The 11,904-nt window shown below is 45.6% G+C and carries 8 protein-coding genes and 1 tRNA gene; 5 read left to right on the forward strand and 4 right to left on the reverse strand.

The genetic code is table 11. The features are described from left to right. Window positions 1–38: 38 nt before the first annotated feature. Complete coding sequence (gene adhE, locus GOU96_RS07845; RefSeq protein WP_001145580.1) at window positions 39–2,723, reverse strand: bifunctional acetaldehyde-CoA/alcohol dehydrogenase; 2,685 nt, start codon at window positions 2,721–2,723, stop codon at window positions 39–41. A gap of 626 nt (window positions 2,724–3,349) precedes the next feature. Here adhE and GOU96_RS07850 point away from each other — a divergent pair. Continuing rightward, window positions 3,350–3,988 carry a YchE family NAAT transporter gene (locus GOU96_RS07850; protein WP_001190428.1) on the forward strand — a complete coding sequence of 213 codons (639 nt, stop codon included), beginning with the start codon at window positions 3,350–3,352 and terminating at the stop codon, window positions 3,986–3,988. Window positions 3,989–4,077: 89 nt separating this feature from the next. Here GOU96_RS07850 and asd read toward each other — a convergent pair whose 3' ends face one another. Continuing rightward, window positions 4,078–5,190: an aspartate-semialdehyde dehydrogenase gene (gene asd, locus GOU96_RS07855; protein WP_001263690.1), complete on the reverse strand. Its 1,113-nt coding sequence runs from the start codon at window positions 5,188–5,190 to the stop codon at window positions 4,078–4,080. A gap of 424 nt (window positions 5,191–5,614) precedes the next feature. Here asd and nhaC point away from each other — a divergent pair, with 424 nt between their 5' ends. Continuing rightward, window positions 5,615–7,060, forward strand: a complete 1,446-nt coding sequence (gene nhaC / locus GOU96_RS07860) for a Na+/H+ antiporter NhaC (RefSeq protein ID WP_114794257.1) — start codon at window positions 5,615–5,617, stop codon at window positions 7,058–7,060. A 34-nt stretch (window positions 7,061–7,094) separates the two neighbouring features. Here nhaC and GOU96_RS07865 read toward each other — a convergent pair whose 3' ends face one another. Together GOU96_RS07865 and yejK are read right to left on the reverse strand one after the other, a co-directional pair. Beyond that, a complete protein-coding gene (locus GOU96_RS07865; RefSeq protein WP_267781204.1) occupies window positions 7,095–8,300 on the reverse strand; it encodes an Hpt domain-containing protein in 1,206 nt (401 codons plus the stop codon). A gap of 162 nt (window positions 8,301–8,462) precedes the next feature. Continuing rightward, complete coding sequence (gene yejK, locus GOU96_RS07870) at window positions 8,463–9,464, reverse strand: nucleoid-associated protein YejK (RefSeq protein ID WP_267781206.1); 1,002 nt, start codon at window positions 9,462–9,464, stop codon at window positions 8,463–8,465. Between the two features lie 84 nt (window positions 9,465–9,548). Here yejK and GOU96_RS07875 point away from each other — a divergent pair, with 84 nt between their 5' ends. The 3 genes from GOU96_RS07875 to GOU96_RS07885 all read left to right on the forward strand — a co-directional run bounded on the left by GOU96_RS07875 (window position 9,549) and on the right by GOU96_RS07885 (window position 11,741). After that, on the forward strand, window positions 9,549–9,764 hold the full coding sequence (locus GOU96_RS07875) for a YejL family protein (RefSeq protein ID WP_001123168.1): 216 nt from the start codon (window positions 9,549–9,551) through the stop codon (window positions 9,762–9,764). A 34-nt stretch (window positions 9,765–9,798) separates the two neighbouring features. Continuing rightward, window positions 9,799–11,601: a DUF3413 domain-containing protein gene (locus GOU96_RS07880; RefSeq protein ID WP_000228455.1), complete on the forward strand. Its 1,803-nt coding sequence runs from the start codon at window positions 9,799–9,801 to the stop codon at window positions 11,599–11,601. A 63-nt stretch (window positions 11,602–11,664) separates the two neighbouring features. Beyond that, window positions 11,665–11,741, forward strand: a tRNA-Pro gene (locus tag GOU96_RS07885). Window positions 11,742–11,904 lie beyond the last annotated feature (163 nt).

Here is an 11,904-nt window from a genome sequence, read left to right on the forward strand (position 1 = left end):
TTTCCCGATTTGTTTCGTGCTAGCGAAAACCAATCACATTACTTTTTCGCTTTTGGCGCTTTCGCCGCTTCTTGATCTGCTTTCTTTACGATAACAGTGGTGCCTTCGAAAGTTTGACCTTCAACGAATGGCTTACCGTAGTAAGAAGCCAGCAGAACTTCTTTCAGCTCAGCAATCAGTGGGTAGCGTGGGTTTGCACCAGTACATTGGTCATCAAACGCTTCAACCGCTAGCTCATCCACTTTTGCAAGGAAGTCTGCTTCTGCTACACCCGCAGCTTGGATTGATTTTGGAATGTCTAGGTTAACTTTCAGTTCATCCAACCAAGTTAACAGACGCTCAATCTTCTGCGCAGTACGGTCACCCGGCTGGCTCAGACCTAAGTGGTCCGCCACTTCTGCGTAACGACGACGTGCTTGTGGACGGTCGTATTGAGAGAATGCCGTTTGTTTGGTTGGGTTGTCGTTCGCGTTGTAACGTACTACGTTAGCAATCAGCAGAGCGTTCGCCAAACCGTGTGGTAGGTGGAACTCAGCACCGATTTTGTGCGCCATTGAGTGACATACACCCAAGAACGCGTTCGCGAATGCGATACCAGCGATAGTGGCTGCGTTGTGTACTTTCTCACGAGCGATAGGATCTTTCGCACCATTCGCGTAGCTAGAAGGTAGGTACTCTTTCAGCATCTTCAGCGCTTGTAGTGCTTGACCGTCTGAGTATTCGTTCGCAAGAACGGATACGTAAGCTTCGAGTGCGTGAGTTACCGCATCGTAACCACCGAAAGCAGTCAGAGACTTAGGCATGTTCATCACAAGGTTCGCATCTACGATCGCCATTTGTGGTGTCAGCTCGTAGTCTGCCAGTGGGTACTTAGCGCCAGTCTTGTCGTCAGTCACAACCGCGAATGGTGTAACTTCTGAACCCGTACCTGAAGTGGTAGTGATACAAACAAGCTCTGCTTTTTTACCCATTTTAGGGAATTTGTAGATACGCTTACGGATGTCCATAAAGCGCATAGCCAGTTCTTCAAAGTGAGTATCTGGGTGCTCGTACATTACCCACATGATCTTCGCCGCGTCCATTGGTGAACCACCACCTAGCGCAAGAATCACATCTGGTTGGAAGCTTTGCATTGCTGCAGCGCCTTTTTCTACGACAGACAGTGTTGGATCCGCTTCTACTTCGAAGAATGTCTGAACTTCCATGCCTTGTGCTTTCAGCAGGGCAACCACATCGTCTGCATAACCGTTGTTGAATAGGAAACGGTCAGTAACTAGGAATGCGCGTTTTTTACCTTCTAGGTCGCTCAGCGCGATTGGAAGGCTACCACGGCGGAAGTAGATAGACTTAGGTAGTTTGTGCCACAACATGTTTTCAGCTCGCTTCGCAACAGTTTTCTTGTTGATTAGGTGCTTAGGACCTACGTTCTCAGAGATTGAGTTACCACCCCAAGAACCACATCCCAGAGTCAGAGACGGTGCAACGTTGAAGTTGTACAGATCACCGATACCACCGTGAGTGGTTGGGATGTTGACAAGAATACGGGCAGTTTTCAGTTTGTCACCGAAGTAACGGATACGGTCTGCGTTAACGTCTTGGTTGGTGTACAGACCTGAGGTGTGACCGATACCGCCGATCTCTACCATGGTTACTGCTTGTGCAACCGCGTCTTCGAAGTTGTCAGCACGGAACAGACCCAGTGTTGGAGACAGTTTCTCGTGAGCGAATTCATCGTCATAAGAGACTTTGCCCAGACCTTCACCCACCAGAACTTTAGTATCTGCAGGTACTTTTACGCCTGCCATTTCAGCGATAGCAGCAGCAGGTTGACCTACGATCTTCGCGTTCAGAGCGCCATCAATCAGCAGCACTTTACGCACTTTGTCTGCATCCGCTTTGCTCAGGACGTGCGCTTTGTGCGTTGCGAAACGCTCTTTCACTTCGTCGTAAACTTCGCTCACTACGATAGCCGCTTGCTCAGAAGCACACACTACACCGTTGTCGAACGTTTTAGACATCAGGATAGAAGCAACCGCACGTTTGATATCTGCAGTTTCATCGATAACAACTGGAACGTTACCTGCACCTACACCGATGGCTGGTTTACCAGAAGAGTAAGCCGCTTTCACCATGCCAGGACCACCCGTCGCAAGGATCAGTGCGATACCATCGTGTTTCATCAGAGCATTTGACAGCTCAACTGAAGGTTGGTCAATCCAACCGATGATGTCTTTTGGTGCACCCGCTGCGATTGCGGCATCCAGAACCAGTTTCGCTGCTGCGTTGGTTGAGTTTTTCGCACGTGGGTGTGGAGAGAAGATGATACCGTTACGAGTCTTCAAAGAAATCAGTGATTTGAAGATCGCGGTTGAGGTTGGGTTAGTCGTTGGGACGATACCACAGATGATGCCAACAGGCTCAGCGATAGTCATAGTACCTAGGTTGTCATCTTCTTCGAGGATGCCACAGGTTTTTTCGTCCTTGTACTTGTTGTAGATAAACTCAGAAGCAAAGTGGTTTTTGATTACTTTATCTTCAACAATACCCATACCTGATTCTTCTACCGCCATTTGTGCTAGCGGGATACGTGCTTGGTTTGCTGCTAGAGAGGCTGCGCGGAAGATTTTGTCTACTTGTTCTTGAGAGAAAGTAGCAAATTCAGCTTGAGCTGCTTTAACGCGAGCAACCAGAGCATCAAGTTCAGCCAGATTAGTAACAGGCATAATGAATCTCCTAAAATAAAAAAATGTTAAAAACTCTTTAGTAAGTGTGCTGCAGTTCGTTTTTACTGTGGTTCAAAGACTTAACTTACAACCGACTTAGTAAATTGCTTTCACGGCTGAGTATAATATTTCAGACTGTGAAAAAAATTGACTCAGATCAGTTATGAAAAACTAATTACCTAACAAGTGGTACCCAAGAGTAAAAACATAAATTAAACAGTTGAAATTAAACGATTTAAACGAAAAATCACTCGTGATTAAAAAAACCGCACTTAGCTTTCAAAAACTAAAAAAACTACAACAGCCTGTAAAAAAGTTTCATTTTTAAACACAACCACCACTTTCAAGAGGGGGTTAACGTGCTACTGAGAGTATATCGGTTATGCTTACGACCACCAGCTATTGCCTAAGTTTTTACAAAAAATGTGCGAATGTTAACAGGCGGCATTATGAGCAAACAAACTTGACACAAGAATGACACTTACTCTTTGCATAATTCTTCATCAATTAGTTTTTCTCACATAATAATCAATAGCGACTCAATTTTTTTCATTCGTGCTTTTGCTATCTTTAACTTACATTACGCACGCTTCTTTACGTCCCTATGATGGTTACGAGACTTCATCATGCAAAGCTTTGAAATTGCTATATTCCTCCAATTTTTTCTCGGCCTTGTCGCTGCAGTAAACCCTGTAGGCATTATGCCGGTATTTGTTTCTCTTACTGGCCACATGACGCTGGAAGAGAAAAATAAAACCGCAGCGACCGCGAATATCGCCGTGGCCATCATCTTGATCATCGCCTTACTGGCGGGTCAAATGCTGCTCGACCTCTTCAGTATTTCTCTCGATTCATTCCGTGTTGCAGGCGGTTTACTGCTGCTTAGCATCGCCTTTTCGATGATGAGCGGTAAGCTCGGTGAGGATAAGCAGAATAAACAGGAAAAATCCGAATACATCAGCCGTGAGCAAATTGCGGTTGTCCCACTGGCGATGCCACTCATGGCCGGCCCCGGTGCCATCAGTTCAACGATTGTTTATGGCTCACGTTATCCAAATATGCTAGATACCTTGGGGATCATTTTGACCGTTGTCGCCTTCAGTTTTTGCTCTTGGCTGCTTTTCCGTTCAGCACCGTATATCGTCCGCTTGCTCGGACAAACCGGTATCAACGTAATCACCCGTATCATGGGTCTGATCCTTGGTGCGCTCGGTATTGAATTTATCGCCAATGGACTACGTAACTTGTTTCCCGGCTTAGCGTAAATCGTGAATAACTCGATTTAAGACGTCGATAAAAAAAGCGCCAAACGGCGCTTTTTTGTTAGTAGATGTGGCGTCGCCAAGGGAGATGATTATTTCTCGGCCAAAATGATGCGCAGCGTACGGCGCAGCGGCTCAGCAGCCCCCCACAAGAGCTGGTCGCCAACCGTGAAGGCATTGAGGAAATCATCGCCCATCGCCATTTTGCGTAAGCGGCCGACGGGGACAGACAGCGTGCCGGTTACTTTAGCGGGTGTCAGTTCACGTGCGGTAATGTCACGCTCATTCGGGATCACTTTGACCCAATCGTTATGAGTAGCAATCATCTCCTCGATTTCATCGAGAGGAATGTTCTGTTTCAGTTTGATGGTCAATGCCTGAGAGTGGCAACGCATTGCGCCGATACGCACACACGTACCATCAATCGGTACTGGAGAATCTTGCAAACCAAGAATTTTGTTGGCTTCTACACCCGCTTTCCACTCTTCTTTGCTTTGGCCATTATCGCGTTTCACGTCAATCCAAGGGATCAGTGAACCTGCCAGCGGAACCCCAAAGTTATCGGTTGGGAAAGAACCCGAACGCATGGTTTCAGCCACTTTCTTATCAATATCCAAAATGGAGCTGGCAGGATTGGCAAGCTCTGAGCTGACGGCATCATTAATCACACCCATTTGTGAAATCAGCTCACGCATATTTTGTGCGCCCGCTCCGGATGCTGCTTGGTAAGTCATAGCGCTCATCCATTCCACCAAGCCACGCTCATACAGGCCACCAAGTGCCATTAACATCAAGCTCACAGTACAGTTACCACCGACAAAGGTTTTTGTACCGTGATGAATACCATGCAGAATTTGTTTAAGGTTAACGGGATCCAGAGTGATGATCGCCTCTTTATCCATACGCAATGTCGATGCAGCATCGATCCAGTAACCTTTCCAACCCGCTTGACGCAGTGCTGGGTAGACCTTTTCGGTATAACTACCGCCTTGGCAGGTAATGACAGCATCAAGCTGCTTGAGGCTCTCAATGTCGAACGCATCGTGCAACATGCCTGCATCTTTACCAAAATTAGGGGCAGGAACACCAATTTGCGATGTACTGAAGAAAACCGGTTCAATCAGATCAAAATCGCGCTCTTCTACCATGCGTTGCATGAGGACAGAACCGACCATGCCACGCCAACCTACTAAACCTACTCTCATTTCCCTTACTCTCCGTGTAGATCCAATGTCAAATCACTGGCTCCATCTATAAGTGGTTCAGCCTGAAATCTCAAGCCTTTCTTAGCAAATCAGACAACTTTTTCTTATCCTTCTCTCGGGGTTATTCGCTTTTTTACGGCAAGCATCTTAAAACTCTCACTTTTTAACCAAGTTAGAGTATTGACGTCAGATTTTTACCAAAAAACTTATTTCTTGTAACACAAAAAACTCACCTCACAAAAGATTTGCTTTCATTTATTACTCAAAAAATAAACAGCAAATGCTACAAATTAACCACTTGAACGATATAAATCACAACAAAGAGCTTTAATGTCGATATATTATTTTAACTACGGTAAAGTGCACCTCGACTCAATAAGGATATCCTGACTCCTTACTAACGATTGGATAAGAGGCTCTTAGTATGTTACAAGCCCAACAACGCCTGCCAAGTTTGACTCAAGTAATCGTCTCGCTTGGCCTATTTTTGCTGTTAGCGTTTTCATTTACCGCAAAACTGGATTTACCGATCCAACTGGCTCTGTATATTGGCTGGTTCGTGATCATGACGTTAGGTATTCGCCTAGGACATAAATACAAAGACTTAGAAAATGCTGCCCTAAATGGCATTTCAAATGGTTTAGGCGCAGTGCTGATCTTATTGGCGGTCGGTGCTCTTGTCGGAACGTGGATTTCCGGCGGTATTGTGCCAACCATCATCTATTACGGTCTAAAAGCAATTCACCCTTCTATCTTTTTATTAGCCACTATGGTGATTTGTTCATTGACTGCTCTGGCAACGGGAACCTCTTGGGGTGCGGCAGGTACCGCCGGTATTGCCATGATGGGGATTGGACAAGGACTTGGTATTCCAGCGCCTATCACTGCAGGTGCTGTGCTGTCAGGCTGTTACTTCGGCGATAAGATGTCTCCCCTGTCTGACTCCGTGATCTTAGCCTCTTCGATGTCTAACGTTGAAGTGATGGAACACATTAAAGGCATGTTACCGATTGCTCTGATCAGCTATGTGATCACTGGCATTCTATTTACTCTGTTTGGTTTCCATTACGCTGGCAACGTCGATATGTCACAAGTAGAGACGGTCATTGCCGCGATGGAACAGCAGTTCTACATCACGCCTTATTCTTTCGTGCCTGTTTTGATTGTGCTTGGTTTGTTGGCAATGCGTATGCCTTCTTTCCCAGTGATCAGCTTTGGTTCATTGCTCGGTATCATTTGGGCTGTGATGATCCAAGATGTCGATTTCCTTCAAGCGTTCAACACCGCATGGGCACCTTACAATATTGAATCTGGCGTAAGCTTTATTGATGCAATTCTTAACCGTGGCGGTATGTCATCCATGCTCGGATCGGTTGCGGTTATCGTCTTCGGTCTTGGTTTTGGTGGTCTGCTCGATAGAGTCGGCGTGCTAGAAACCATCGCCAAACTGTTCGAGCGCCGAGTCACTAGCCCAGGTTCGCTAGCGACCAGCACTATCGGTACCGCCTTTATGGGGAACGTATTTGGTTCTGCGATGTATGTATCACTGATCCTGACCCCAAAAATCTGTGCCAAGAACTACGATCGTTTAGGCTATCAACGTAAGAACTTGTCTCGTAACGCAGAATTCGGCGGTACACTGACCTCTGGCATGGTGCCTTGGAGTGATAACGGCATCTATATGGCGAGCATTTTGGGTGTGGCGACTCTCTCTTATGCACCGTTTATGTGGTTAAGTTTCGTGTGTATTCTCGTCACTATCATCACATCTTACTGTGGTTGGTTTGTCGATAAATGTGAACCCACACAGGCCATGAATGAACAAGAAGTGACGGCAGAGGAAATCCAGAAAGCACCGGCTTCTGCATAACAACGTTCCATCACTTGTTATCTTTTAAAGAGCGCTAAGGCGCTCTTTTTATTGATAATTCATCCGAAGGCAATCGCGATACATGCCACTCTGCCTCACGCACAGTTTCAGCCAGATAAGCAGAAAGATTATCCAAGTCTCTTTCACTTGGGAGCTGCCCCGTTCGCAAATGACTCTCTATTTCAGCAGCGACCTGCTTTAATCGCTCAGCACCAAGACTTGCCGCAACACTTTTTAGGCTATGACAATGTCGCTGCGCGGCTTCAGGATTACTGAGTAACAGCGAACGGATCTGCTCATCATCATTTTTATGATCTTCCAAAAAAACTTTGAGTAGCTGCCGAACGGCTTCAAAGTCGCCATTCAGCGTTTGCTCTACCAGAGCGATATTGACTTGATGACTCATGCCACCTAGCTCGTGAAATTTTGTATTTTCTTGGTTTGAAGCAGATCGAGGCAAAAACTGGGGATGGGATGGCAATACGATAAAACAGAGCATCGCTATCGAGCTAGCCCCAACCAGAATCACCATCATGATCCAGAGCTGATGGTGATACTCCTCTTCAAGCATACTCGCCTCTTCATAGACAGCATGATTGAGCAATTTTCCGACGAGGTTATCGCCTTCGGCGTATTGCGTCAGTAAGCGAGAAACTTGTGCCAAAGCAACTTGCAGTGATTCTTGTTCACGACTGGGCAAGGTTAAAGAATCTTGCAAAATACGATCTAAACTTCGATAGATTTCAGGACTGTTTCTATTATCCGCAAACAACGCTTCAAAGCTAAACGCGCCTAACTGGAAATACGCTGACAATAACTGAGGATCGGCATGCACACGCTGACGACTTTCACGAAAGCGCTCAGCCAACTCCGTTGGATGCAGCTCTATGGTTAAAAACGCCCGCGCTTGTTCAACAAATCGATCGGTTTGGTACAAGAGCTGCTGCACATCTCGCCGAATCCATATCCTCGACTGTTCAGCTTCAATCTGCATGCGTAAAGCTAAGACTAATGACAGCTCAAGCTCCAAATTAGGAGCTTGATTGGCTCGATAGGGCTGCGCAAAATAGAGCGTCTCACGAAAATGCATCAAACGATTGGTGAGTTCATCGAGACTGCGTGAAGAGGAAGAGATCAAGGAGAATTGCCACAACACCAAAGCGGCGACCAAACTCCAAGCCGCGAAAATAGCCATCACGACTTTCTTCCTAACACCTTGATTCAATAAAGTCTGTGTCATGCCTAACCATCCTGTTTAGAACTTCAGATCAAGCATATACCCTATTTTGACTCTTGATGGTGCACGCAATAAATTGCGTACAAAAAAGAGAGCGTGATCGCTCTCTTTTTCAATGAACTCAATGAAACCTACCTACTTATCTCATGATCGTCGGGCTGATGTTTAACGTAGGCGAGTTAACTGGTCACGCAAATTAGGTGGAGTGCCTTTAATCGTCAGCGTATCGGTTTCTGGATCGTAAAACACTCGCTCGCCGAGCAACAAACTATCAAAACTCAAGTTTAAGCCGCCACCCGCACCTACGTATTTGGTTAGCTTACGAACCGTTGAACGATCGGCAGGAAAACTCTCTTCTAACTGATAGCCTTGTTCACGGGTGAAATCGAAGAAGTTTACGCCCCCATTACTCGGAGGTAGCTCGCCGGAGAGCTCTTGCACTCTGACTTCATCACCCGCTTTGATTTGATCGTTACAGTACTCATACACCTGCTTTTTGTAACTGATCACTTCCTCTTTTTCGAATTTCGCGTCAGCACAGAAGTCTTCCACCGCCTGCATCAACACTTGGTTTTGCTGTTTGGTGTCTAAGCCAATATCCGCCTGTAGAAAGTCCAAAAAGAAGTCTGCTACTTTACGACCAACACGACCTTTGATGTAACTCAGGTAACGTTTGGACTCTTTGTCGGTTTCATAGCTCGAAAGATCAATACGCGCCACGATATCCATTTTGTTGATGTCTAGATAGTCGGTAGCGCTGATGTCGAGCCCTTCTGTCACTTTCAAACTTTGATTGAGAGGCAGTAGACCAATAAAGAGATAATCCGTCGCCAAAGATTGATATTCGGCCATCACTAAGATCCCTTCATCAGCAAAAGGATACTTGGCTAACTCATTTTTTAGGCGTTGAGCGCTTTGCTGTGAAAACTCATAGAATGGCAAGGTTCCACGACGCATCTCTTGCAACCAAAGCTGGAATTCACTGTCTGACTTAAAGCAACCGAAACCTTTCCCGGCTTTTGCATTAAAAACACGATGTAACTCAGCGACTAAGTTTTCAGTTGACGTATCATTGCGAAGAGATTCGGCGCGATAATTCACCACCAATTCATCGTTATCATTTTTACGGAGTTGGTGCAAAATCACGTTAGAAAGGAATAGGCTCATAGTGAAATAATCATCGTTCTGGTTTCAGTTGTCAGGCATAGTAGGTTATCATAAGCCGCTTTTACTATCATCATCAGAGTCAATATGCCTATTACATCTAAATACAGTGACGAACACGTTGAATCCATTCTGACTGAAATTGCTGCGGTACTAAATAAACATAATGCTTCGCCAGAGCTCACCTTAATGGTGGTTGGCAACATCGCAACGAATGTCATCAATCAAAATGTTGCTGCTGCACAACGTAAAGTGATTGCTGAAAAATTCGCGCAAGCATTAGTGTCGTCTTTGCAAAGCTAAATTGACCCATTTAACCCATAAATAGAAAAAGCACATGGTAGATAGCGGAAATACATACGGCGATCGGGTATCTCGTTTAGTAGGTTGGGGGCACTGGTTTGCCTTCTTTAATATCATCGCTGCCATGTTGATTGGCACACGATATATCTCTCAATCACCTTGGCCAGAAACCTTGCTTGGGCAGCTCTACCTTGCGCTGTCTTGGGTTGGACATTTCGGTTTTTTGGTTTTCGCACTCTACCTGTTAGTGCTTTTTCCACTTACTTTCATTATTCCATCGAGAAGCTTATTCCGCTTTTTGGCCGTATGCTTCTCAACGTTAGGCCTCACTGTTTTACTGATTGATACTCAGGCCTACCAAATTATTAATTTGCACCTCAACCCTGTGGTGTGGGAACTGCTATTCAGCGATGAAACCAGCAGCGTCAGTGCGGATTTGCAGCATTTGTTTGTGGTACTGCCCCTCATCTTTCTCCTTGAGCTCGGTTTATCAGAATGGGTTTGGCGCAAGCAGCGTAAACTGTCGCACAAACGCGTCGGGCGACCTCTAGCGGCCGTCTTTTTCTTCAGTTTCATCGCTAGCCATCTGATTTATGTGTGGTCGGATGCATATCTCTATTCCCCGGTCACCAGTCAGCGAGCGAATTTCCCGCTCTCTTATCCAATGACGGCAAAATCCTTTATGGAAAAGCACGGCTTGCTCGATAAAGAAGAGTACAGCAAGCGCCTTGCCGAACAGAATAGTGATATTGACGGTCTGATTTACCCACTCGAACCGTTAGAGTTCAGTCGTAGAGCCAATAATTTGAACGTGCTGATAGTCAGCATCAATAATTTGCGTGCAGATGCCCTGACCCCTGAACTCATGCCCAATACTTATCAGTTTGCGAATGAGAATCTCAATTTCACCAATCATTACAGTTCAAGCAACGATATGTTTGGCTTATTTGGTCTGTTTTACGGCTTACCGAGTACCTACGCCAGCAGTGTGCGAGTGCAAGGCAATGCGCCGCTACTGATTGATGTGATGAAGAAAAATGACTATCAGTTTGGCTTATTTAGCGGCAACAACTTTGCAGACCCACTCTATAAAGAAACCATGTTCCGCTCTTTACCGATAGAGACGATTGCTGTTACGAAAGATGAGAGCAGCCCAGATGAACAAGCGGTACAACGCTGGGCAGAATGGCTAAATGTCGGTCAAAAACAGCCTTGGTTTAGTTATTTAGAACTGACGACCGTAGAAGAGTTTTCAGAACTCAGTAGTGCTCAAGAGTCAGCGGAGGATCGTTTACGCAGTGCATACAACCTGTCCGTGACCCAAGCCGACCAAGTCATCAACACCGTTCTTGAACAACTGAACTCGTTGAAACTTATGGATAACACAGTGGTAGTGATCACCTCCAATCATGGCACGGAGTTTAATGAAACCAAAACCAATACTTGGGGTTCAAACACCAACTACAGTCGCTACCAACTGCAAGTCCCTATGGTGATTCATTGGCCTGGCAAAGTGGCAGGAACCTATGCTCATCGCTCTAGTCATCTCGATTTCTCGGTAACACTCATGCAAGATTTGCTCGGTGTTTCCTCTAATCCAGTTGACTACAGCAGCGGTAAAAATCTGTTTAACGAAAGTAAGCGCAAATGGATTTTGGCGGGTGATGCTCGTGAGCTTGCCTTGATTACCGATTCACAAACTACGGTTTTAGATAAGTTTGGTAATTTCAAAGTCTACGATGGCGATTACCAACGTCTTAAAGAAACTAACCCAACACTGCCTGTATTAATGCAAGGTTTGACCGAATTGCAGCGTTTTTACGCAAAAGATAATTAAATTCATTATTTTAAGTCGGTTCAGGGTTGACGCATCTAGTAAAAGTCATTAGATTACGCGCATCGGACTGTAGCGCAGCTTGGTAGCGCACCGTCATGGGGTGTCGGGGGTCGGAGGTTCAAATCCTCTCAGTCCGACCATACACCTAAAGGGGAGTTTCTTAGAAACTCCCCTTTTCCGTTTTATTTAATGTCTAAAATAGCACTTAGTCATAAAAATAGCGGCCAAGTGTACATAATTGAAGCAAACAGTATTTTCAGGGCTTTACAATCGAACTTAGGGTCGATATTATGCGCCCCATAA

The sequence above is a fragment of the Vibrio sp. R-1 genome (genome assembly GCF_035615595.1).
Lineage (GTDB): Bacteria > Pseudomonadota > Gammaproteobacteria > Enterobacterales > Vibrionaceae > Vibrio > Vibrio cholerae.

What these genes read in the sequence shown, in the direction of transcription:
- adhE (WP_001145580.1), bottom strand. Translation starts at nt 2,723, where the DNA reads ATGCCTGTTACTAATCTGGCTGAACTTGATGCTCTGGTTGCTCGCGTT.
- GOU96_RS07880 (WP_000228455.1), top strand. Translation starts at nt 9,799, where the DNA reads ATGGTAGATAGCGGAAATACATACGGCGATCGGGTATCTCGTTTAGTA.
- GOU96_RS07875 (WP_001123168.1), top strand. Translation starts at nt 9,549, where the DNA reads ATGCCTATTACATCTAAATACAGTGACGAACACGTTGAATCCATTCTG.
- yejK (WP_267781206.1), bottom strand. Translation starts at nt 9,464, where the DNA reads ATGAGCCTATTCCTTTCTAACGTGATTTTGCACCAACTCCGTAAAAAT.
- nhaC (WP_114794257.1), top strand. Translation starts at nt 5,615, where the DNA reads ATGTTACAAGCCCAACAACGCCTGCCAAGTTTGACTCAAGTAATCGTC.
- GOU96_RS07850 (WP_001190428.1), top strand. Translation starts at nt 3,350, where the DNA reads ATGCAAAGCTTTGAAATTGCTATATTCCTCCAATTTTTTCTCGGCCTT.
- GOU96_RS07865 (WP_267781204.1), bottom strand. Translation starts at nt 8,300, where the DNA reads ATGACACAGACTTTATTGAATCAAGGTGTTAGGAAGAAAGTCGTGATG.
- asd (WP_001263690.1), bottom strand. Translation starts at nt 5,190, where the DNA reads ATGAGAGTAGGTTTAGTAGGTTGGCGTGGCATGGTCGGTTCTGTCCTC.